Annotated in this window: 17 protein-coding genes; 7 read left to right on the top strand and 10 right to left on the bottom strand. The window is 40.6% G+C overall.

Going from position 1 to position 22,837, the window contains the following annotated elements; genetic code table 11:
* Nucleotides 1-136: 136 nt before the first annotated feature.
* Nucleotides 137-1,138 carry an adenosine deaminase gene (add, locus tag NQT65_RS18075; RefSeq protein WP_055019972.1) on the top strand — a complete coding sequence of 334 codons (1,002 nt, stop codon included), beginning with the start codon at nucleotides 137-139 and terminating at the stop codon, nucleotides 1,136-1,138.
* A gap of 46 nt (nucleotides 1,139-1,184) precedes the next feature.
* Here add and NQT65_RS18070 read toward each other — a convergent pair whose 3' ends face one another.
* From NQT65_RS18070 to NQT65_RS18055, 4 genes are all read right to left on the bottom strand, one after another.
* A complete protein-coding gene (locus NQT65_RS18070; protein WP_004588969.1) occupies nucleotides 1,185-1,601 on the bottom strand; it encodes a CBS domain-containing protein in 417 nt (138 codons plus the stop codon).
* Nucleotides 1,602-1,763: 162 nt separating this feature from the next.
* On the bottom strand, nucleotides 1,764-2,477 hold the full coding sequence (gene fre, locus NQT65_RS18065) for an NAD(P)H-flavin reductase (RefSeq protein WP_256851702.1): 714 nt from the start codon (nucleotides 2,475-2,477) through the stop codon (nucleotides 1,764-1,766).
* Nucleotides 2,478-2,580: 103 nt separating this feature from the next.
* Nucleotides 2,581-4,047 carry a 4-hydroxy-3-polyprenylbenzoate decarboxylase gene (ubiD, locus tag NQT65_RS18060; RefSeq protein WP_024032061.1) on the bottom strand — a complete coding sequence of 489 codons (1,467 nt, stop codon included), beginning with the start codon at nucleotides 4,045-4,047 and terminating at the stop codon, nucleotides 2,581-2,583.
* A 145-nt stretch (nucleotides 4,048-4,192) separates the two neighbouring features.
* Entirely contained in the window at nucleotides 4,193-4,486 is a 294-nt protein-coding gene (locus NQT65_RS18055; protein WP_256851701.1) for an MliC family protein, read from the bottom strand.
* Between the two features lie 133 nt (nucleotides 4,487-4,619).
* On the opposite strand from NQT65_RS18055, the gene NQT65_RS18050 reads away from it, so the two are divergent.
* Both NQT65_RS18050 and NQT65_RS18045 read left to right on the top strand, forming a co-directional pair.
* A complete protein-coding gene (locus NQT65_RS18050) occupies nucleotides 4,620-5,531 on the top strand; it encodes a DUF808 domain-containing protein (protein WP_256851700.1) in 912 nt (303 codons plus the stop codon).
* Between the two features lie 114 nt (nucleotides 5,532-5,645).
* Entirely contained in the window at nucleotides 5,646-7,604 is a 1,959-nt protein-coding gene (locus tag NQT65_RS18045) for a S9 family peptidase (RefSeq protein ID WP_256846559.1), read from the top strand.
* Nucleotides 7,605-7,653: 49 nt separating this feature from the next.
* Here the strand turns inward: NQT65_RS18045 and NQT65_RS18040 are convergent, their stop codons facing one another.
* From NQT65_RS18040 to NQT65_RS18030, 3 genes are all read right to left on the bottom strand, one after another.
* Entirely contained in the window at nucleotides 7,654-8,586 is a 933-nt protein-coding gene (locus tag NQT65_RS18040) for a tetratricopeptide repeat protein (RefSeq protein WP_256851699.1), read from the bottom strand.
* 93 nt (nucleotides 8,587-8,679) lie between these two features.
* Nucleotides 8,680-10,080 (bottom strand): M20/M25/M40 family metallo-hydrolase, encoded by a 1,401-nt coding sequence (locus tag NQT65_RS18035; RefSeq protein WP_256851698.1) that lies wholly within the window; start codon nucleotides 10,078-10,080, stop codon nucleotides 8,680-8,682.
* Nucleotides 10,081-10,231: 151 nt separating this feature from the next.
* Nucleotides 10,232-12,310, bottom strand: a complete 2,079-nt coding sequence (locus NQT65_RS18030; protein WP_029773737.1) for a TonB-dependent siderophore receptor — start codon at nucleotides 12,308-12,310, stop codon at nucleotides 10,232-10,234.
* Between the two features lie 205 nt (nucleotides 12,311-12,515).
* On the opposite strand from NQT65_RS18030, the gene dbpA reads away from it, so the two are divergent.
* Nucleotides 12,516-13,904 carry an ATP-dependent RNA helicase DbpA gene (gene dbpA, locus NQT65_RS18025; protein ID WP_096740357.1) on the top strand — a complete coding sequence of 463 codons (1,389 nt, stop codon included), beginning with the start codon at nucleotides 12,516-12,518 and terminating at the stop codon, nucleotides 13,902-13,904.
* On the opposite strand, the gene NQT65_RS18020 is transcribed toward dbpA, so the two are convergent.
* Nucleotides 13,905-14,468, bottom strand: a complete 564-nt coding sequence (locus NQT65_RS18020) for a DNA-J related domain-containing protein (protein WP_055019978.1) — start codon at nucleotides 14,466-14,468, stop codon at nucleotides 13,905-13,907.
* 75 nt (nucleotides 14,469-14,543) lie between these two features.
* On the opposite strand from NQT65_RS18020, the gene NQT65_RS18015 reads away from it, so the two are divergent.
* Nucleotides 14,544-17,357 (top strand): tetratricopeptide repeat-containing hybrid sensor histidine kinase/response regulator, encoded by a 2,814-nt coding sequence (locus NQT65_RS18015; protein ID WP_256851697.1) that lies wholly within the window; start codon nucleotides 14,544-14,546, stop codon nucleotides 17,355-17,357.
* 223 nt (nucleotides 17,358-17,580) lie between these two features.
* Here the strand turns inward: NQT65_RS18015 and rho are convergent, their stop codons facing one another.
* Nucleotides 17,581-18,840, bottom strand: coding sequence for a transcription termination factor Rho (gene rho, locus NQT65_RS18010; protein ID WP_004588958.1), 1,260 nt, complete (start codon nucleotides 18,838-18,840; stop codon nucleotides 17,581-17,583).
* A 182-nt stretch (nucleotides 18,841-19,022) separates the two neighbouring features.
* Entirely contained in the window at nucleotides 19,023-19,349 is a 327-nt protein-coding gene (gene trxA / locus NQT65_RS18005; RefSeq protein ID WP_004588957.1) for a thioredoxin TrxA, read from the bottom strand.
* 91 nt (nucleotides 19,350-19,440) lie between these two features.
* Here trxA and rhlB point away from each other — a divergent pair, with 91 nt between their 5' ends.
* Entirely contained in the window at nucleotides 19,441-20,718 is a 1,278-nt protein-coding gene (rhlB, locus tag NQT65_RS18000) for an ATP-dependent RNA helicase RhlB (RefSeq protein ID WP_024032051.1), read from the top strand.
* Nucleotides 20,719-20,762: 44 nt separating this feature from the next.
* Nucleotides 20,763-22,256, top strand: coding sequence for a guanosine-5'-triphosphate,3'-diphosphate diphosphatase (gene gppA, locus NQT65_RS17995; protein WP_138685463.1), 1,494 nt, complete (start codon nucleotides 20,763-20,765; stop codon nucleotides 22,254-22,256).
* Nucleotides 22,257-22,837: the final 581 nt, after the last annotated feature.

Below are 22,837 nucleotides of genomic sequence, written 5' to 3'. Positions count from 1 at the left end.
AAAAACCTAATTTTGTTCACTTTTTGAGTAAAAAGCAGACATATGACCGCTAATATTTACTTTAACTGCTCTACACTTGAAAAATAACTGTACCTGCGTATCATGCGCGCAATTTTAACCTAACCGAGTCGCTATTATGATAAATAAAAAATTACCTCTGCTAGATATTCATCGCCATTTAGATGGCAATGTACGTGCGCAAACCATACTAGAGCTTGGTCGACAGTTTAATATTACGCTACCTGCTGATAACGTAGAGGCGCTTATCCCTCATGTGCAAGTTATTGATCCTGAGCCTGATTTAATGGCATTTTTGCAAAAGCTCGACTGGGGTGTAACGGTACTGGGCGATTACGACGCCTGTAGACGCATTGCAGTTGAAAACATAGAAGATGCTCAAGCGCAGGGACTTGATTATGTAGAGCTTCGCTTTAGCCCGTATTATATGGCACAAAGCCAAGGCTTACACCCGCAAGGGGTGGTTGAGGCCGTGGTTGATGGTATTAAATCGGCTACTCAAGGCGCCAATATTAAAGCAAACTTAATTGGTATTATGTCGCGTACTTACGGTGTTAAAACCTGCCAGCAGGAGCTTGACGCATTACTTGCCTTTAAAAATGATTTAGTGGCGATTGATTTAGCCGGAGATGAAATTGGTTTTCCGGGAGAGCTTTTTGTCGAACAATTTAAGCAAGTAAGAGACGCTTACCTGGCCGCTACTATTCATGCCGGTGAAGCGCTGGGCGCAGCGAGTATTTGGCAAGCCATTAATGAATTAGGTGCAAGCCGTATTGGCCATGGGGTAAAAGCAATTGAAGACCCTAAACTAATGGACTACCTGCGCGATAACCGCATTGGTATTGAGTCGTGCTTAACCAGTAATATTCAAACCAGTACCGTAAACGATTTAGCTAAACACCCTCTTAAACAGTTTTTAGATCACGGTATTTTAGCGTGTATTAATACCGACGATCCGGCTGTAGAGGGCATTGAAATTGAGCATGAATACCTAGTGGCTGCGCCAAAGGCCGGTTTAACTCAAGCCGATATGCATAAGGCACAAGCTAATGCCTTAGAGATTGCATTTTTAAGCGACAGCGATAAAAACGCATTAACTGCGCTTGCTGCAGCACGTTAAATACGCTTAATACAAAAAATGCCGCTTATTAGCGGCATTTTTTATGTTAGCTTACTTTTGTTTGGCAGCTCACGTAATTATCAAACAGTGCTTTTAATACATCGCTTCGGCCAATCAGCCCTATCACGGTGTCACCCTCAACAACGGGGTAGTTTTTTGGCTTTCCTGTTTTCATTTGCTCTGCAAGCTCGATAATGTTGGTATCGGCATTAACGGTTACAACCTCGGTTTGCATAAGCTGCGAAACTTTTACAACGCCATCGCAAAAATAGCTGCTTCGCATTAATGGTTTTAACAGCTCTTGCTCAGATATAAAACCAACCAGCGATTTATTGTCATCAAATACTGGTGCACCTAATAAGTTAAACTTTTGCAGCTCGCTAATGGCGGTGGTCATTTCGGTATTTGGGGTAATGTGTGGCAACTTACGTTGCATAAAATCTTTTACTTTTGTATTTAACATTTGGGTCTCTCCCGCTGATGTTCTATACAAAGTATGGTTTATAGATAGGAATTTAGGAAATTGTTTATACTGATTAAAGCAATAGGTTATACCAATTAATAGCTTAAATTTGATAGAAATAACAAAGGCGCCATGGGGCGCCTTTGTATTATAAATAAAAATTTATTTTATAAACGCAAATGCGTCAGCGTACATGTTTTCGCGAACAGCACCGTGAGCAATAAAGTCATCACGGACAATGCCAATCATGTCAAAGCGACCAGCCATATAAATGTCGTAAGGTTCTAACGACACAATATCTTGCATGACTGCGTTGTGTACAAACCCGGTGTGGCCTTGCCAATTAGCAGATGGGTTTTCTACAACAGGAATAAATTTAAAGTGCTCGTTACTCTCTGCCCATGCTTGCATTTCGCTGTGAGCATACAATGCAGACTCTTCTTTAACACCCCAGTAAAATAATACCGGGCGGTCGCAGTTAATTTCAGCTAAGTGATCAGCCATTGATTTTGCATAAGAAAAACCAGTGCCGCCAGCCAATAAGATAATAGGGCGCTCGCATTGTAGACGTAGTTGCGATACACCAAGGGCAGCTTCTATATCTACCGGTGTATTATTTTGATGCGCATTACGCAAATGCTCAAGCGATTGCATTGCGTATGAATCGGCTTTAGATGCGCCAATATGAAGCTCTATTTCATCACATTGCGATGGACGACTTGCAATCGAAAATGCGCGCTTGTCTTTTTCGCCAAGTACAAGTTGCATGTATTGGCCAGCTTCAAACGTAACAGGTTGTTGAGGCTTTAAAATTACTTTATGAACAAATTCTGTAAGTGGGCTGATGGCAACAACTTCAGCTTTTAATGTTTGCATTTTTTACCTTTTAGCAGCGTTTACGCAGATATGCAGTTAAGTGGAGCAATATTAACATATCTGCGGGGTTATTTTATAGCCTGTTTATATTCACTAAGCGTGCTTAAAGTATATCGAGGCTTTGCCAAATTTCGTCAACACGATCTTTTGTCGCTTTATCCATGACAATTGGCTCGCCCCATTCGCGGTCGGTTTCACCTGGCCACTTATTTGTTGCATCCATGCCCATTTTTGAGCCAAGCCCAGATACCGGCGATGCAAAATCGAGGTAATCTATTGGCGTGTTTTCAATTAATGTGGTGTCGCGCGCAGGGTCCATACGGGTAGTGATGGCCCAAATAACATCGTTCCAGTCACGGGCATTTACATCATCATCGCAAACAATAACAAACTTAGTGTACATAAACTGACGTAAAAACGACCATACGCCCATCATGACGCGCTTAGCATGGCCTGGGTATTGTTTTTTCATGGTTACCACGGCCATACGGTAAGAGCAGCCTTCGGGTGGCAAGTAAAAGTCGACGATTTCTGGAAACTGCTTTTGCAATATAGGCACAAACACTTCGTTTAATGCCACACCTAAAATAGCTGGCTCATCAGGTGGACGGCCGGTAAATGTACTATGGTAAATTGGGTTTTTACGGTGTGTTAAATGGGTCACTGTCATCACAGGAAAATCATCAACTTCATTGTAATAACCAGTGTGGTCGCCATATGGCCCCTCGGGAGCCATTTCGCCAGGCATAATGTAGCCTTCAAGTACTATTTCGGCACTGGCAGGGACCTGTAAGTCATTTGAAATTGACTTAACCACTTCTGTTTTACTACCGCGCAGTAAGCCAGCAAAGGCATATTCGCTTAACGTGTCTGGCACAGGTGTCACCGCACCTAAAATAGTGGCAGGATCAGCTCCTAATGCAACCGAAACTGGGTAAGGCTCACCGGGGTTTTCTTTACACCATTCTTGAAAATCGAGTGCGCCACCGCGATGCGATAACCAACGCATAATTATTTTATTTTTACCTAATAGCTGCTGGCGGTAAATACCCAAATTTTGGCGCTTTTTATAAGGCCCTTTGGTAACGGTTAAACCCCAAGTAATAAGGGGAGCGGCATCTCCAGGCCAACAATGCTGTATTGGTAACTTAGTTAAATCTACCTCGTCACCTTCTAGAACAACCTGTTGGCACGGTGCTTTTTTAACTTCTTTAGCCGGCATATTGAGTACTTGTTTAAATACCGGAATTTGCCCTAGTGCTTCTTTAATCCCTTTTGGTGGCTCGGGCTCTTTTAAAAAAGCGAGTAGCTTGCCAACTTCACGCAGCTCGCTTACATCTTCTTGGCCCATGCCCATAGCAACGCGCTTAGGTGTACCAAATAAGTTTGCAAGCACAGGCATACTGTGACCTTTTGGGTTTTCGAACAATAATGCGGGGCCTTTAGCACGTAATGTACGGTCGGCTATTTCGGTCATTTCAAGATACGGGTCGATTTCTTGAGTAATACGTTTAAGTTCGCCTTTTTTTTCAAGCAAATCGATAAAATCACGTAAATCTTTATATTTCATGGTAGGCCGCTACTAAGCAAAAAGTGAAAGTATTATACCCAACTAAACAACAAATGCATGTGCAGTTGTAAGTCAGTGATAACGTAAAAACAGGCTATTTATTACGATGAGAAAAAAGAAAAAGTTTAAATCGCGAAAGACAAAATTATAAGGCGTCGGCTTGTTGAAGTTGGCAGTGGTATTTATTACCTGAAACAATCAACATCGCTTCATCGGCTTTAGACCAAAATAGCACTCGCTCATTAATATACTTTACCCCTGATGCGCTCGGCTCTTTATTAAGCGTATATGTTTGCTCATTTAAAGTAAGTTTTGCCCCCGCTCCTTGGTGGGCTAATTCTACTACGCGCTCATTGCATAAGTAGTGGGTACTTTTAGACTCATTACTACAGGCTGATAAAACCAGCATGCTTGTAAAAATAACCACCAATGCTTTCATTTATATCCCCTAAGTAAGTTTGCCATTAATAAAAATCAGTGCGTTTAATCAGCATAACAAAGCAAAATTAACCGTTGGTGAAAATTACGGATTACGCTATGTTGATAGCATTATTTTTTAGCTAGGAAGCAACATGGCAGGCATTAACCTTTTAACATTACTTGATGATATAACCACTTTACTTGATGACATTGCCACAATGAGTAAAGTCGCCACTAAAAAAACAGCCGGTGTACTTGGTGACGACTTAGCACTTAATGCTCAGCAAGTTACAGGCGTTACAGCCGATCGTGAGTTACCTGTGGTTTGGGCTGTGGCAAAGGGCTCATTTTTAAATAAAGCCATTTTGGTCCCTGGTGCATTGCTCATAAGTGTATGGCTGCCTTGGTTAATAACCCCGCTGCTAATAATCGGTGGCTTATTTTTATGTTTTGAAGGCGCTGAGAAAGTATTTGCTGGGTTTTTACCTCACCCCGAAAAAGAGGCTGATGAGTCGCAGCAATTAGACCCAGCTGAGTATGAAAAGCAAAAAGTAAAAGGAGCCATACGCACCGACTTTATTCTCTCAGCCGAAATTATAGTGATCACCTTAGGAACGGTTGCAGGTGCCACACTTGTAAATCAGGCGCTTGTACTGTGTGTTATAGCCGTATTAATGACCATAGGTGTATACGGCCTTGTAGCCGGTATTGTGAAGCTTGATGACGCGGGGTCGTATTTGCTTAATCAATCAAAGGTGTCGGCTAATAAATTTAAAGAGATGCTTGGTAAGGGGTTATTAGCTGCAGCACCAAGGCTTATGCAATTTTTAGCCTTTGCCGGCACGGTGGCCATGTTTTTAGTCGGTGGCGGCATTTTATCCCACGGTATTGAGCTACTACATCATTGGCAATTAGAAGTAATAGCCATAGGCAAGTCGTTATTAAATGGCACCGGCGAAACATTAGCCCCCCTTATATTTGACGGATTACTAGGGGTAGTAGCGGGGCTATGCATTGTTATTCTGCATTTAGTTTGGAGTAAGCTTACTAACCCTAAGCATTAGATTAATAACCCTATTAATTTACGCCTGTTTACATAAAGGGAAGAAGTATGGTGTATGTTTTTGTTAAAAGTATGTAACATAAAGCTCAATCAAAAATAAATAAAAGGAACTTTAATGAATAAGTTTTTGGCTTGTCTGCCTTTATTGCTGGCCAGTATTTTTAGCTCTCATACTACAGCAAGTAACGACTTGGTACCGATAGAAAGCTTTAGTAAAGATATAGAGTTTGCAGGTGTGAAAATTTCACCTGATGGAAAATACTTAGCTGTAATTACTCGCCCTGAAGGAAAAAATGTATTAATGGTGCTAAGCACTGATACATTTAAAGTAAGTCATGCAATTAAGTTTCCTAATGATGCCCAGGTTGGCAATTATTATTGGGTTAACAATGAAAGAATTGTACTGGCTAAAGAGTACATTAAAGGCTGGAAAGATCATCCCGAATTTCATGGTGAGCTTTTTGGTGTAAATGCTGATGGTAGCCGAGGCAAATATTTAGTGGGTTACCAAGGTGAAATGCAAACAGGAACCCGTATAAAAAAAGCGACACCCATACTAGGTACTTCTTATGTACTAGACCCGCTTATTCATGATAGGCGTAAAATGCTGATCCTGACCTACCCATGGAGCGCTTCAAATGAGCCGCATACAATAGTTTATGAAGTTGATATTTACAGCGGAAAGCGAAAAAGAGTCACTCGCTCACCATCAAGAATGGCAGGCTTTTTAACAGATCATGATGGTAATGTGCGTGTTGCTGTTTCAAACGATGATTATATTAATCAAAAAATTTATACCCGTGAGAAGTCAGGTGGTGAATGGCAACAGCTTGATTTAGGAGAGTTAAAATACACTGATATTAGCCTTCATGCGTTTGATAGTACGGGTGCTTCTGTTTATGTTACAGCGTCAGAAAATGGCGAAGCAAAGGGGCTTTATAAACTAAATTTAGAGAGTAAAAAGTTTGAGCTTTTGCATAAAGAACCACAGGTCTCTCCAAAAAAAGTGTGGGTAGATGAAGTTTCTAAAGAATTATTCGCAATTGAAAATGAACTTGGCTATCCTGCCTATTCCTTTATAAATAATTCACATAAAAGTGAGCGCTTAAAGGCATTAATACAATCCCTTCAAGGGCAGCAAGTTCAGCTTGTTAGTAGTACAGAAGATGGTGAGAAGAGTATTATCTTTGCGTCAAGCGATACTAACCCTGGCAGCTACTACTTGTTCGATGCCAAAAAGAATAGCTTACGCTTTTTGTTTGCGACTAAAAGCTGGATCAAGCCAAGTGAAATGGCTATAACCAAACCTGTAAATTATAAAGCGCGTGATGGCTTAACAATATACGGATATTTAACCATCCCTAATAATACTGATGGGAAAAACTTACCTTTAGTTGTTATGCCTCACGGTGGTCCTCATGGACCAAGAGATTGGTGGGGCTATGAGAGCGAAGCTCAGCTATTAGCCAGTAGAGGCATTGCAGTACTAAAAGTTAACTTTAGAGGCTCTGGTGGCTTTGGCCGCAACTTTGAACATGCCGGACATAAAAAATGGGGTGCTGAAATACAATACGACATTATTGACGGTGTAAAATACTTAATAGAGCAAGGCACTGTAAATAAAGATAATATTTGTATAATGGGCGCAAGTTTTGGTGGCTATTCGGCACTACAAAGTGCAATTTTAGAACCTGATATGTTTCAGTGTGCTATTGGTGTAGTTGGGGTGTACGATTTACCGCTAATGTTTGAAAAAGGCGATATCTCTGAACGAGACCGTGGACAGCGCTATCTTAAAAGCGCGCTTGGTACTGATGAGGCACTGTTAAAGCGTTTTTCACCTAGCTACAACATAGACAAGCTTAAAGCGCCAGTTTTAATTGTACATGGTGGGCAGGATGAAAGAGCACCTATTGAGCAAGCTGAGTCTTTAGTTGCAGCGCTAAAAAAAGAAAACCATCCTTATATATACGAGTTACTTGAAGATGAAGGGCATGGCTTTTATAAAGCAGAGCACAGAACGCGCTACTACAAGCAGGTACTTAACTTTTTAGATGAGCATATGACTTTCTAATTATAAGTATGAATGAAGATTGAAAATGGCCAGTTAAACTGGCCATTTTTTATTTGCAGTTTGCTTTATCGCACATTTCCTCTAATTCTATTTTAGCTTTGCTATTACCTTGCGCTATTGCCTGCTCATACCAATGTTTTGCTGTTTGTACATTTTGAGTCACGCCTTGTCCATCTCGGTACATTTGCGCAAGGTTGAGCTGCCCCCATTGCGAGCCGGCATTTGCGGCTAGAGTAAAACTCTCAAGCGCATCGCTATACTGTCCGTTTTTAAAATACGTAATGCCCTGTTGGTTATTTTTGTCGAGCTTTAAGCCTTTATATAGCGGTTTTGGTTTTGGCGGAAACATAACAAACCCACCATATAAACTATTTGCTGAGGGGCGCAGTATGTCGTAAATCACCCCGTCGTTGTAAAGTCTTTTTACTTCGCTACGAGGCAAAGTAATTTTGTCATCTGAGAAGTAACCTCTTTGTACTAATAAGCTGGTACGCATTGCAGTAGTAATGCCTTTGTTGCGCTTATAGCTGTAGTTACTTACTTGAAACGTAATAAACTGCTCGTCAAAACTTAAAACTTGCGCAACTTTTAAGTTGGTGAGTGTCCATGGCTCATGAGTAAATTTATCAGCATGTACTAAATACGTATCGTAGGCTTTAGGGTTAGTTAAGTAGCTTTGCTTTTGCGCTTGCGCTACAGCGTGTTGTTGGTAAAAAAATAAACCCACCCATAACGCTAAAAATACCCCTATAAAGTATTTAGGTAGAGTGAAAATTTCAAACGTCGGTAACTGCTTTAATTTTACAGGCGCATTATGGCCGCATTGATAGCATTCGTATTTATAGTTTAGCGCTAAAGGTAGAACAGGAATAACCGTAAAGCGTAAAAAACGGCTTTGGTTTATTAAATGGTAGGCGCGGCTATGGCAGCACTGTGTTTGTGCAAAATGAGGGAACGACCGACTCGTATTGAAAAGCAACATGCCCGCACACTCCTTGTTTTATTTAATTTATATAAAGGTAAAACAAGGAGTGCGTTTATTAAAGCGACAAACTGTAAGTAAGTATGTCAGTTATTAGTTAGTCTGCGTTTTCGGTCGAATTGTTGTTTTGGCATCTGCTGCCATTAACGCAAATACAGCATACGCAGCGGTATTTTGGCGCAGTTTAGCAGGCGTTACTTTATCGAGTGTGTCATCAGCTGTGTGATGGTAATCAAAGTAATCAGTGCCATCTTGGGCCAACTCAAATATAGGTGCCGACACCGCTTTTTTTAATGGGATTAAATCCGGCCCGCCGTTAGCCTGGTTTTTACCAATGTACTCAATGTTTAACGCAGTCAGCTCTTTTGCTATGGCACGCACTACTGGCAGAGAAGCCGCATTAACATTTGACTCAAAACCATATACTACATCGGCGCCAAAGTCCGACTCAGCAGCTGCAACTATATTATGTAAATCGCTTTTGTGTTGTGCAAAGTAAGCTTTTGCACCCCAAAGTCCAAGCTCTTCTGCTGCAAACAGTACAACACGAATACTGCGCTTAGGGCGTTTAACATCGCTAATGTGTTTAGCCGCAGCCATTGTTAGCGCAACACCTGCACCATCATCTAATGCGCCAGTGCCTAAATCCCACGAGTCTAGGTGGCCGCCAATTAACACATATTGTTCTGGATTTTCGGTGCCATTAAATTGGCCTATAACGTTATAGCTTGTGCCTTCTCCTAGGCTTTGTGTTTGTACATTTATATTAACCGTTACCTTTTTGTTTAAAGCCACTAAGCGCGCTATTTGATCCGCATCCGGGTTGGCAATAGTTACGTTAGGTATTTTTTTAACCCCTTCTTTATAGTAACTACCGCCAGTGTGAGCAAAGCGATGGTGAGCTGTGCTCACTGAGCGCATCATGTAAGCAACCGCGCCTTTTTTTGCAGCTTCAATTGCGCCTGTGGCACGTGCTTTTACTGCAGGGCCGTAACCGTTGCCGTCTATGTCGCGGTTCATGCGGTAATTAATATAGGCAATTTTACCTTCCAAGCTATTTGCTGGTGCTGCAATTAGCTCATCCAATGTTTCAAACAACACAATCGGTGCACTAATGCCATCATCAGGTGTGCTTACACTATTACCCAGCGCAGTTAAATGCAGAGGTTGCTCACTTGGGGTGAGTATTTTTCCGCTTTCGCTATAACGGCGCCATTTTGGAAATGTTGCTTCTTCAAGCCATACTTTATCAAAACCAAGTTCGTTAAATTTTGCTTTAGCCCATGCTACTGCTTTTTTATCGTTTTCAGTGCCGGGTAAGCGAGGGCCAACTTCTGTTGTGAGTGACTCGAGTAGCTCGTAGCTTAAATGGCTTTTAAGTGCAGCAGTGCGCACCTCATCAACCTGTTGTAATTGCATTGTGGTGAATTCTGCATTGTTTGCGCTAACGCTGAGGCTGCTAATCATTAGTAGCGCTGTAATAATTTTTTTCATATAGAGTAAGCCTTTTTATAATTAAGTGTATTAGAGCACTTTTTAAAGGCTTTAAAAAATAGATGAGATGAATGCAGTGGTGTTTTTAATAGGCAGTAAAAAGCCCGCACAATTATTATTGTGCGGGCTTTATAAGTATAAGTTTTATAACTTAAAAGCTAAATTGAGCTGCTAGGCGTACATTGGTGCCTTCGCCAATAGTTACATTACCATTACCGCCGCCACCTAAGTAATCAGTATCAAATAGATTTTCAACGTTAAGGCGAAGATTTATATCGGTGTTACTCATGTTAAACTTATAAGTTGCACCAACATCTATACGTGTATAGGCATCTTTGGTAATAGAATTATCACTATCTGCAAAGCGTTCACCTTCATAAAAAGCACCGGCATTAAACGCAATGGTGTCGTTTAACTCATAGCGTGTCCAAAGTGATGCAGACCATTTAGGGGCATCGGTAGGTCGTTTACCTTGTAGATTTTCGTTCGCTCTTTCATAGTTAGCATCTAAATACATTGCAGATGCCATAACAAATAAACGGTCAGTTGCTGCACCTTGTGCTGCCATTTCAAAACCTTTATGACGCTGTTCACCAACTTGGTTTGTTTCAGTGGTAATTGAGCCGATAGGTGTTTCAAGTTGTTCTGTAACTAAGGTTCCATTTTTACTTATATCGAAAATAGCACCGCTAAGCATTAAACGCTCATCAAATAGCTGCCATTTAATACCAAGCTCTCTTTGTTCAGAGGTGACAGCATCTATTTTCATACCAAAGTTGATATCTTCTTCGTTAGTAATGGTTTCGTTTTGTGGCTCAAAACCTTCTGTATAACTGGCATAAATAGTTGCAGATGCATTCGGGTGATAAAGTACGCCGAATTTAGGCAAAAACGACTCGTTATTTTGTCCTTCACGTGTTTGCTTATCAAAGCGACCGCCAACAGACACTTGCCATTGTGGTGAAAAAGTAATTAAATCTTGGGCGTATACACCGTAGTAGTCATATTCAGTTTCGCTTTTAGTGAGATCAGTTTTATAGCTGACATCTGGGCGGGCAGGTTCATTTTGGCCTGCTGTAAAACTAAATGAATCAGCAGATGTGCGTAGTTGACCATAATAGTAGTCAAGCGAGTTCGCACCGATTAGAAATTGGTGTTGTATGCCAGCCGTTTCAAATTCACCAATAAAATCAATAAATGCAGTGGTGAATTGCCAATCATCAAAACGATCGTATGGGTTCGAAGTGTATGTATTCGTTTGTGAGATGTAAGAATTTCGACTAGGAGATGACTCAAAACGCTGGCGCTCAAATGTTTGCTCGTTGTAACCAAGCTTAACTTGCCAGTGATCGTTTAAGTACACTTCAAAATCTACGCCTAAGTTTTCTACCGTTATGTCGGTAAACGCCCAAGACATATCGCGAATGGTTTTGTCATCGCCAATCACATTAGCGTTGTCATCTATCCATGCACCTGTATCAAGGCCTGCTTTGTCGTCTGTGCGGTCGTAATGCACGCGTACTAATGCGTTGTCACTTAAATCGTAATCAACAATTACAGCGCCTAAAAAACGGTCGCGTTCACGGTTTTCGCCGTTTTGGTATTCGCGCCAGTAATCAACATCTTGTTTTACTAAAATACCGCGTGCACGTAAATCTTCAGCGTCGGTAAGTGCACCAGCTGCGTCTAGCATAAAGCGGGTAGAGCCATGTTGGTCTACATCTGCGCTGGCATTAAATAATGTGGTTGCTGTAGGCTTTTTTGTCACCATGTTTATCAAGCCACCTGGACCTGATTGTCCGTATAAAATACTTGATGGGCCTTTAATAACTTCTACTTGTTGTAGAATTTCAATCGGTTGCTGGTAGTGAGACCAATGTTGGTGTCCGTCACGTAAGTAGCCAGTTGAAGAGCTAAGCTCAAAGCCACGTAAGTTAAATACTTCACGGTTACGTTGCTGAGAGCCGGCAGTTAAACTTGCATCGTTAGTAAGCACTTCGCCAAGAGTGGTTGCTAATTGCTCGCTAATTATTGTATCGCTAATAACCGTTACTGATTGCGCTGTTTCTAACAATGACGCTGATGTTCTCATTGCTCCGTTGGCGTTGTCGACTTTGTAGTCGTTGAAATAGCTCCCTTTAACTTCAATTCGCTCTAAGTCAGTAGGGGCGGCAAAGGCGCTTGTGCTAATGGCACCAACAAGTGCTACGTACAGTGAGTTTAGTTTCATCAATTACATCCAGTGTTAGGGTGTTAAAATTTTTGGGGATCTTAATGAAAACTAGTATCATTTGCAACTTTTTTATTAACAAGGATTAACGCATCGTAAAATAATGCACATCGGGTATTAATGGTTGCCTAACCTGAATTCTGCTATTATAGAGCCATATTTTGGGGCTAAGCCCTGTGTTGTTTTTATTATTTTGGAATTTATTGTGACTTCTACTGCATTTTCATCTTTGGCTTTACCTGCTGGTTTAGTTGATAATTTATCAACACTTGGCTACTCGCAAATGACGCCTGTACAAGCGCAAAGCCTGCCACCTGTACTTGAAGGTAAAGACATTATTGCACAGGCAAAAACCGGTTCAGGTAAAACTGCTGCTTTTAGTTTAGGTGTGTTAGCTAAATTAAATGTAAAACGTTTTCGTATTCAATCGCTTGTACTTTGTCCAACGCGCGAACTGGCTGAGCAAGTGGCAGTAGAAATGCGTAAACTTGCCCGCGGTATTCACAATATTAAAATTTTAACCTTGTGTGGCGGGGTTTCTATTGGCCCACAAATAGGCTCGCTTGAGCATGGCGCGCACATTATTGTGGGTACACCTGGGCGAGTGGACGATCATATTCGTAAAGGCACACTGCGTTTAGACGATGTTGAAACGCTGGTACTTGATGAGGCAGATCAAATGCTTGATATGGGTTTTCAAGATACCCTTGATGCCATTATTGAGCGCATACCGCAAAATCGTCAAACGTTGTTATTTAGTGCAACCTTTCCGCGTGCAATTGAAGCTATTGCAAAGCGCGTATTAAAAAATCCAGAGATGATAAAAGTAGAAGAAGAGCAAGAAAAAAGCACAATAAAGCAATACTTTTACAAAATGGATAACAACAAACAGCGTTACTCAACACTTAAATTATTACTACTTAAATTTACACCACAAAGCTGTGTTGTTTTTTGTAATACCAAGGTAGAAACACAACAAGTTTGTGATGATTTAGCAAGTGAAGGCTTTAGCGCAGTGGCGTTGCACGGTGATTTAGAGCAGCGTGATCGCGAACGTACGTTAATTCATTTTGCTAATAAAAGTGCCTCAATATTAGTTGCTACCGATGTTGCCGCGCGAGGCTTAGATATTGACGACATGGATATGGTAATAAATTACCACTTAGCACACGACCCACAAACCCATGTGCACCGTGTAGGGCGTACAGGCCGAGCGGGTAAAAAAGGCATTGCGTGCTCTATTTACGGTGAAGCTGAGCAGTTTAAAGTGGCGCAAATAGGCGACCATTACGAACGAGACTTTTTGCCAGAGCCAATGCCTGCTTTTAGTTTATTAGAAAAGCCGCCTTACAAGCCTGAAATGGTTACCCTAATGATCGACTCGGGCAAAAAGCAAAAAGTGCGCGCTGGTGATATTTTAGGTGCACTTACTGGCAAAGATGGTGTTGCAGGACGCCAAGTAGGTAAAATAAATGTACTCGATAACGTTGCCTTTGTAGCCGTTGAGCGCAATGCATCAAAACCTGCGCTACGTAAATTAACCGAGGGCAATATTAAAGGGCGTAAAATTCGTGCCCGTCGCCTTACCCGTTAATTACCTGTTTTGAGCAGCTAGCTTTAGCTGCTCATACTCGGCTCTTATTTGTCTAAATTTACATGCACTCCCAGTTTGCTTATCGGGATGATGTTTTAATGCCAATTGCCGCCAGCGCTTTTGTAGCATAGCCAGACTAAAGTTTGGCGGTAATTGCCAAGCCTTAAGTAATGGCTCAATTTGCTCAACTGGTTGCTTTATTAGTGGGTTAAATTGCTGCCAAAAACTATCTAATAATGCCTCTATGTCTTTGGCACTGGTGTCGTAGTTTTCCCAGTTTAAATAGTAACTTTTTAAATGGGATTGCGTTGCTACATTGCTACTTGGCTCTACAAGTTCAATATGTAATGACGATATAATTAAGTGCTTGGGTAATAGCTGTGTTTGCAGCTCAAATAAAGCATTCATAATTAAAAAATTCTTTTTAAATAAATTTTGCTCAGGGTTTGCATCTAAAGGTGGTAACACCCCTTGTTGAGCGAGCGTTGCAGCTAAGGTATGAACTTTCCAAACACGCTGAGTTAAAAGTAGCTCAAAAATCTCATCAATCAGGGGGTTAAGCATTGTTTGCACTCGTTTTGTTGTGTATCTTCAATAAAGATTACACTGACTAAAGCTAAAGTTTGAAGGAATAATATTATGCAAGGCAAATTGAAGTGCCTTTTATTTGTTTTATGTTGTGTGTTCATACTGCCAAGCTTTGCTCAAAATAGTGTATCTTTATTTGATGAATTTAAAAAAGAGCAGCAGTGGGACGTAAAACTCACGCTCGGTAATGCACTGCTTGAAGCAAAAAATATTACAGAATCCCAAAAGGTCAGTGTGTATTCTGAACTTGCCGATTTAGCCTTCTCCTCAGATGATTTTGAAAATGCCCTGCTGTATTTTAAAAAATTAGAACAGCACACTTCCTTAAACTACCTACCAGATATGCACTTTAGAGCCATTAAAATGCAAGGCGTTGTGTTTTATTTTCAGGGATATTTTCAGCAAGCTATTGTTGAATATAGCCGTGCCATGGTGATTGTTGAAAAAAACAATAAGCAAGTAGAGCTTGCAAACCTGCTTAGTAATATTGGTTTAGCGTACTTCGAAATGAATAATATGGAGCTAACGCTCGAATATTATTTAAAAGCAAAAGAGATTTATGAGAAAAAGGGCAGTGCTCAAGACCAAGCTGATATTTTGCTAAATATAGCAGGGGTGTACATTAGGTTATCGCGTTACGAAAACGCCATTTTATTTTATAAAGAAGTACTTAAAGTTTATCAAAAATTAGCTGATACCAGCGGTATAGCGCAAGTTAACAATAATTTAGGGGTTGCTTACTACGAAAGTTCGCAATTTGATTTAGCGCTGCATTATTATCAAATGGCACTGCGCTATTATATTTCTACCAATGATTATAATAAGTTATCTACCCAATATACTAATTTAGCAAACATCAATTTAATTCTTAATAACGTGGATGTTGCCTACGAGCAAGCTAAATTGGGGGTACAAAATGCCCTTAAAATTGCTAATCACAGTTTAGAGCTTAACGCCTTACATGCACTGGCTAAAATACAATTTGTGAGAGGCGAGCTTGCTGATTCGCAAAAAAGCTTAGATAAAGCAACCGATTTGGCCACACAATATAATAGTGTGCGTATAAAGCGCGATGCTTTTGGTACACGCTCGCTCCTAGAGGCAAGCAAAGGCAACTACGCTGAGGCATTAACTCTGCACGAAAAGTTTGTAGCAGAGCAGCGCGGTATAAATAGCGAAACAATTACCAGCGCCTTAGCTGTATTACAAAATCAGTTTAAAGCTACTCAGTTAAATCAAGAAATTCAAAAGCTTAAGCAAGAACGAAAAGTACAAAAGTTAAAAATGAGCCAACGCTCGCAGCTTACGGTTTTTATTTTTGTTTTATTATTTTTAGTAATTGTAACGGGCACCGCGCTTTATCGTCGGGGTGCCGAAAAGCGTGCCAAGCAGTTATTAAAAGAACAAGTCGCGCAGCGTACAGCAGAGCTACAAGCTATTGCCCAAGAGTTGCGAGAAGCAAATGATGTTAAAAGCCAGTTTTTGGCAAATATTAGCCATGAAATTAGAACCCCTCTTACCGCTATTTTAGGTCAAACAGATGATTTAATTAATGGTTTGTACGAGCCTGAAAACCTACAAGATGAATTAAAAATAATTCAACGACATAGCGATCACTTAAAAAGTTTAATTAATGACGTACTCGATTTAAGTAAAATAGAAGCAAACAGATTAGAGCTTAATATTTCGTGCTTTGACATAGTGCAGCTAGTTAGCGATGTACATGCCATGTTTATTACGCAGGCTAAGGCGAAGCATTTACAAATTCGTTTTGATAACCATGTAGGCAATGCGTTTTATACCAAGCTCGATTTAATGCGGGTGAAGCAAATACTCATTAATTTATGTGCTAATGCTGTTAAGTTTACGCAGGCGGGGCAGGTAGTTGTGTCTTTAAACAAAACCGAGCAAGGGCTTGTTTTTATAGTGAAAGACACCGGTATTGGCATGAATTCATCACAGCTAAAACAAATATTTGAATGCTTTAGCCAAGCCGATAACAGTATTAGCCGCCGTTTTGGTGGCACCGGGTTAGGGCTTAGTTTGTCTCAACAGCTAGCTTCTATGATGGGCGGCTACATTAGCGTACAAAGTGAGTTTAAACGCGGAAGTCAGTTTTCGCTGTTTTTACCCTGTGTAGAAGTTGAAAAAGAGCCAGATGAGTACGAACATGTAAGCGCCGCTGAACAGGTTAAGCAGTTAACCGGGCGTGTAGTACTGGCTGAGGATCATCCCGACAATCGCAGACTCATAAGTCGTTATTTACGTTCTATGGGGCTTGAAGTTATTGCGGTAGAAAATGGCGAGCAAGCGGTTGAGAAGTGCCTACAAATATACCCAGATTTAGTGCTGCTTGATATACAAATGCCTATTATGGACGGGCGTGCTGCGTTTTCGTTGTTGCAACAGTGCGGCTTTCAAGCGCCTATTTTTGCTTTAACGGCCAATGCAATGAGCCATGAAGTTGATGATTATCTTGCCCTAGGGTTTACAGGGTATTTAGGTAAGCCACTAGATAAAAACGCGTTTTATAACACCCTTGCCCAGCATTTAGGTGAAGCAAAACAAGAGGCAGCCTATACAGCTAAGATAGACATGAGCGACTTAGTAACAAGTTTTAAGCAAAGCTTCACGTTTGAAAGCGAAACCATAAGTCAGCACCATAATAGTAATGACCTAGAAGCACTACAAAAAGACAGCCATCGTATTTTAGGTGCTGCGCAAATGTTTGCGTTAGACGATATTGCCAAGGCCGCTAAAAATCTCGATATGGCTTTACTCAATAAACAAAGCCAAAGTAAAGAACACATTCAAAAGCTTGTAGATGAATTACAGCGTGTACTTAAAAAATATAACGAGAGTTAATTATACCAATCGTGTTAGGTTATTAGACATTTATAGCGACAGATAAATAGAGTGGTCATAAGGCATGAATTTTGACACCTAGTTGTTCTACATAAGAAATTTATAACGCCATTAACGCTTTATTTAGTATGCTAGAAAGGCTAAATATCTAAGCCGATTGGTATTAGTCGTTTACACATAAAAAAAGCGCCCTAGGCGCTTTTTTTATGTAACGAAAACGCGCTTATTGGCGTTTCATCGAATCGAAGAATTCATCGTTCGTTTTGCTCATAGAAAGCTTATCAATTAAGAATTCCATTGCATCAATCTCTGACATTTCATGAACAATCTTACGTAAAATCCACAGCTTTTGTAGCTCATCTGGCTTAGTAAGTAGTTCTTCACGACGCGTACCAGAGCGATTAAAGTCGATGGCAGGGAATACACGCTTTTCAGCAATCTTACGATTTAAGTGTAGTTCCATGTTACCGGTACCTTTAAACTCTTCGTAGATAACTTCATCCATTTTAGAGCCCGTGTCGATAAGTGCTGTAGCTATAATTGTTAAGCTACCGCCTTCTTCAACATTACGTGCAGCACCAAAGAAGCGCTTAGGCTTGTGAAGTGCGTTAGCATCAACACCACCGGTAAGTACTTTACCTGATGAAGGAATAACAGTGTTGTAAGCACGCGCTAAACGGGTGATTGAATCAAGCAAGATAACCACATCTTTTTTGTGCTCAACTAAACGTTTTGCTTTTTCAATAACCATTTCTGCAACTTGTACGTGGCGAGAAGCTGGCTCATCAAACGTTGATGCAATAACTTCACCTTTAACGAGGCGTTGCATCTCGGTTACTTCCTCCGGACGCTCATCAATAAGTAAAACCATTAATGTAACATCAGGGTGATTGTGAGTAATTGATTGTGCAATGTTTTGCAGTAGCATTGTTTTACCCGCTTTAGGCGGTGCTACTAACAAACCACGTTGGCCACGGCCAATTGGAGATGCTAAATCAAGTACACGAGCGGTAATGTCTTCTTTACTGCCGTTACCGCGTTCCATACGAAAACGTTCGTTTGCATGTAGTGGGGTAAGGTTTTCAAAAAGAATTTTAGTGCGAGAGTTTTCAGGTTTATCGAAGTTAACTTCATTTACTTTTAATAAAGCAAAGTAGCGTTCACCATCTTTAGGTGGACGAATAAGCCCTGAAATAGAATCGCCAGTACGCATGCTGAAACGGCGAATTTGGCTTGGAGATACATAAATATCATCTGGGCCAGCTAAGTAAGATGCTTCTGATGATCTTAAAAAACCAAAACCATCTTGTAAAATCTCTAGTACACCGCCACCGAAGATGTTCTCTCCGCCTTTGGCGTGTGCTTTAAGAATAGCAAAAATGATATCTTGCTTTCTTAAGCGGGCTACGTTTTCGAGCCCCATGGACTCAGCTAAGTTTACAAGTTCTTTTATAGACTTGTCTTTTAATTCGCGTAAATGCATATTGGTGGGTTCTTTATTACAATTGTCATACTCAAAATCGCTTTGATAGTTGAGTGAGGTTTGTTGAATATAACTAAGGATTAGTTGGCTTTATAAACTAGCAGTTCACTGGCATAGCGTCCAGTCTTTATACAAAATAAACACAAAAAAAGGGCAAAAACGCCCTTTTTTTTAATTTTTACTTAGATATTGTTTTCTAAGAACTCAATAAGTTGAGTTTTAGAAAGCGCACCAACTTTCGTTGCAGCTACTTGGCCGTCTTTAAAAAGAAGCAGAGTAGGAATACCACGAATACCAAATTTAGGCGGTGTACCCGCGTTTTGGTCGATGTTTAATTTAGCAACTGTTACACGGCTTTCGTATTCATCAGCTACTTCATTAAGGATAGGGGCGATCATTTTACAAGGTCCGCACCACTCAGCCCAAAAATCTACTAGTACAGGCTTGTCTGATTGTAATACGTCAGCTTCAAAGCTATCGTCAGTAATTTGGATTATTTTCTCGCTCATTGCGCTCTCCGATTTAGTTAGGCGAAATATTTAGTGCGTATTTAAACACTCTTGTTTCTTATTGCAAGTTTAAACGTTATGCTTAAACGCTATGACTAAGACACATTTGACCGATAAAAAGTTTTCAGACTTTGCTATCGCACCGGAAGTGGTTGCCGGTTTAACCGAAAGTGGGTTTGAATATTGCACACCCATTCAAGCAAAATGCCTACCTTTTATTTGTGACGGACGCGATATCGCGGGCCAAGCACAAACAGGTACGGGCAAAACGTTGGCGTTTTTAACTGCCACGTGCCATCGGTTATTACAATCTAGCAAAGCACCTAGTAAACATCCAAGAGCCCTGATCATGGCCCCGACTCGGGAGCTTGCGATTCAGATACACAAAGATGCTAAAATTTTAGCGCCGCACTGTAATCTTAACTTAGGTTTAGTATATGGTGGCGAAGATTACGAAAAACAACGTGCACAATTAGAAAAAGGCGTTGATATTTTAATTGGTACTACAGGTCGACTAATCGATTTGTACAAGCAAGGCTGTTACACCCTTAATGAAATTGAGGTAGTTGTGCTTGATGAAGCCGATCGTATGTTCGATTTAGGTTTTATAAAAGACATTCGTTACATGTTCCGCCGTATGCCAGATACAGCAGATAGATTAAATCTATTATTTTCTGCCACGCTTTCTTATCGCGTGCAAGAACTTGCCTTTGAACATATGACCAACCCTGAGCACGTTCAAATCGAGCCAGACGTTAAAACAGGTAAGCGAATTAAAGAAGAGCTATTTCATCCTTCTCAAGAAGATAAAATTAAGCTGCTATTAACTTTAATTGAGGAAGAATGGCCAGAGAAAGCCATTGTGTTTGCCAATACAAAGCACAGCTGTGAAACAGTGTATGCTTGGTTAAAAGCCGATGGCCACCGGGTAGGTATGCTTACTGGCGATGTAAACCAGAAAAAACGCCAATCTATATTAGCGCAATTCACCAAAGGCGAATTAGACTTTTTAGTGGCAACCGATGTGGCAGCACGTGGGCTACATATCCCTGAGGTAAGTCATGTATTTAACTTTGACCTGCCAGATGATTGTGAAGATTACGTTCACCGTATAGGCCGTACAGGTCGTGCGGGCGCATCAGGTCATGCAATTAGCTTTGCATGTGAGCAGTACGCTTATAACCTGCACGAAATAGAAGAGTATATAGAGCACAGCATTCCTTTATCACATTATGATAAAACCGCATTGCTAGATGATTTAACAAAGCCTACTATTCAAAGAAAGCGCAACTATTCTACAGGCCCACGTAATCGTAGTAATAATAACGGACGTCGCCCAAATAATAGTTACCAAAAAGGACGGTCGTAACTCGGCCGTTACTGTACGTAGTAGTAACTAGAGGTTTTTGAACGGTGGGGCAATTTAAACCGCAAAAAAATGTGTATGCAGTCATTGATTTAGGCTCAAATAGCTTTCATATGCTAATTGCTAAATCAATTGCTGGCGGCCTACAAACTATAGGCCGCGTTAAACGCAAAGTAAGATTAGCCGCAGGGCTTGATAAAGATAACGTATTAAGCACTGAGGCAATGCAGCGAGGCTGGGAGTGCCTTGCACTTTTTGCTGAGCGCCTACAAGACATTCCAAAACAAAATATCACCATAGTAGCAACGGCCACTTTACGTCTTGCGACGAATGCCGATGTTTTCAAAGCACAAGCCGAAAAAATCTTAGGCCATACTATTAATGTAATAAGTGGTGAGCTCGAAGCACGCACTATTTATAAAGGCGTAGCACACACTTCATCATGCACTGGCAAGCAGCTAGTTATTGATATTGGTGGTGCAAGTACCGAGGTCGTTATAGGTAAGGGTTTTGAGGCACTGCACTATAAAAGCTTAAATATGGGGTGCGTTACTTATTTAGAGCGCTATTTTAAAGATTGCCAATTAAGTGAAGCAAACTTTAACGCTGCCATCAAAGCTGCCCACGAAGTTATTGATGAAATTGCCCCTGAGTATAAACAAGCAGGTTGGCAAATTGCATCGGGTGCTTCTGGCACGGTGCAAGCCATTCAAGAAATAATGGTTGCGCAACACTTAGATGAACTACTCACCCTAGAAAAGCTAAATAAAATAAAAGAGCAATCAATAACGTTTAGCACTATCGCTGCACTAGACTTACCTGGTCTAAGCGAAGAGCGCAGATTAGTTTTTGTATCTGGTCTTGCTATCTTAATTGCGCTATTTGAATCGCTTGAAATTGAAAAAATGGGATTAGCTGGCGGTGCACTACGCGAAGGTGTGCTTTACAGTATGGTGCCCGAGCTTCATAACAACGACATTCGTAAACGCACTGTTGATGGGTTTATGGAACGTTACCATGTTGATCAAAAGCAAGCTAATCGAGTATCGAGCTTAGTTATTCAACTGGCAGAGCAGGTAGGTGAAAGCTGGCCGCTTGTTAGTGAAAATGCGTTGCCGCTTTTAAAAGCCGCAGCACAACTACACGAAATTGGTTTATTAATAGAGTACAAGCAATATCACAAACACACAGCCTACATTATAGAAAACACCGATATGCCAGGTTTTTCACAATCTGAGCATAAAGTGATTGCAGCTGTTGCCAATGCACATCGCTCCGATATTCAAAAAGGCAGCTTCGACGTTCTAGGTGCACATAGTACACTTACCCAATACTTAGTTAGGTTATTAAGAATTGCCGTAATATTATCGATGCGCCGACAAGACGACGTACTTCCTAAAATAGAGTTATCTGTAGAAAAAGACACCTTAGACTTAAAGTTTGCCAATAACTGGTTAAAAGAACACCCTCTTATGGCTAGTGAGCTACAACAAGAGTCTAAATTGCAAAGTAAACTCGGTTGGAAACTCATCGTAAACTAATATAAAAGGCCCGTAAGGGCCTTTTTAGTGTTTAAAGTAACCACTTTGCTTCAATTTCACGCGAACAGACATTTATTTCAAGTTTTCTTTAAAAAAGGGTTGATCTGTTTTCGGATCTCCCTATAATGCGACCCCACTGAGACGGCAGAGCAGGCAACGCTTAGCGAGGCAAGCAAACCACTTAGTGAGTTGAGTAAAACTTAGTTTTAAAAACTTTCAAGTTTAACAAAATTAAATGTTGACAAAAAAATAGGAAAGCGTAAGATGCGCAGCCCTAGCGAGATAAAGTTTAACGCTTTAATCGCAATGTTCTTTAACAATATAAAGCAATCATCTGTGTGGGCACTCGTACAGATTGAGTTCTAACAGCCAAGCTACTTAGGTAGTGAGGCAAATAAATTTAGAGTCTCAATTGAAACTGAGTGACCAACAGCAATAATTTACTTAGGTTTTACTTAAGAAAAGAATTGCAGCACAGTCAATTCAATATCGAAAGATATTAAATAAATTCAGAATTCATTGAGCTGTCGAAAGACACAAAACTTTTTAATTGAAGAGTTTGATCATGGCTCAGATTGAAC

The organism is Pseudoalteromonas agarivorans (assembly GCF_024518735.1).
GTDB classification, from domain to species: Bacteria; Pseudomonadota; Gammaproteobacteria; order Enterobacterales; family Alteromonadaceae; genus Pseudoalteromonas; species Pseudoalteromonas atlantica.
The sequence above is the reverse complement of the archived record's forward strand: the minus strand, read 5'-3'. Positions and strand labels throughout refer to the sequence as shown.

Excerpts from the sequence above, each read along its gene's own strand:
- NQT65_RS18015 (WP_256851697.1), top strand. The coding sequence starts at position 14,544 with ATGCAAGGCAAATTGAAGTGCCTTTTATTTGTTTTATGTTGTGTGTTC.
- trxA (WP_004588957.1), bottom strand. The coding sequence starts at position 19,349 with ATGAGCGAGAAAATAATCCAAATTACTGACGATAGCTTTGAAGCTGAC.
- add (WP_055019972.1), top strand. The coding sequence starts at position 137 with ATGATAAATAAAAAATTACCTCTGCTAGATATTCATCGCCATTTAGAT.
- rho (WP_004588958.1), bottom strand. The coding sequence starts at position 18,840 with ATGCATTTACGCGAATTAAAAGACAAGTCTATAAAAGAACTTGTAAAC.
- NQT65_RS18030 (WP_029773737.1), bottom strand. The coding sequence starts at position 12,310 with ATGAAACTAAACTCACTGTACGTAGCACTTGTTGGTGCCATTAGCACA.
- rhlB (WP_024032051.1), top strand. The coding sequence starts at position 19,441 with ATGACTAAGACACATTTGACCGATAAAAAGTTTTCAGACTTTGCTATC.
- NQT65_RS18040 (WP_256851699.1), bottom strand. The coding sequence starts at position 8,586 with ATGTTGCTTTTCAATACGAGTCGGTCGTTCCCTCATTTTGCACAAACA.
- NQT65_RS18045 (WP_256846559.1), top strand. The coding sequence starts at position 5,646 with ATGAATAAGTTTTTGGCTTGTCTGCCTTTATTGCTGGCCAGTATTTTT.
- NQT65_RS18050 (WP_256851700.1), top strand. The coding sequence starts at position 4,620 with ATGGCAGGCATTAACCTTTTAACATTACTTGATGATATAACCACTTTA.
- NQT65_RS18035 (WP_256851698.1), bottom strand. The coding sequence starts at position 10,080 with ATGAAAAAAATTATTACAGCGCTACTAATGATTAGCAGCCTCAGCGTT.
- ubiD (WP_024032061.1), bottom strand. The coding sequence starts at position 4,047 with ATGAAATATAAAGATTTACGTGATTTTATCGATTTGCTTGAAAAAAAA.
- NQT65_RS18070 (WP_004588969.1), bottom strand. The coding sequence starts at position 1,601 with ATGTTAAATACAAAAGTAAAAGATTTTATGCAACGTAAGTTGCCACAC.
- NQT65_RS18055 (WP_256851701.1), bottom strand. The coding sequence starts at position 4,486 with ATGAAAGCATTGGTGGTTATTTTTACAAGCATGCTGGTTTTATCAGCC.
- NQT65_RS18020 (WP_055019978.1), bottom strand. The coding sequence starts at position 14,468 with ATGCTTAACCCCCTGATTGATGAGATTTTTGAGCTACTTTTAACTCAG.
- fre (WP_256851702.1), bottom strand. The coding sequence starts at position 2,477 with ATGCAAACATTAAAAGCTGAAGTTGTTGCCATCAGCCCACTTACAGAA.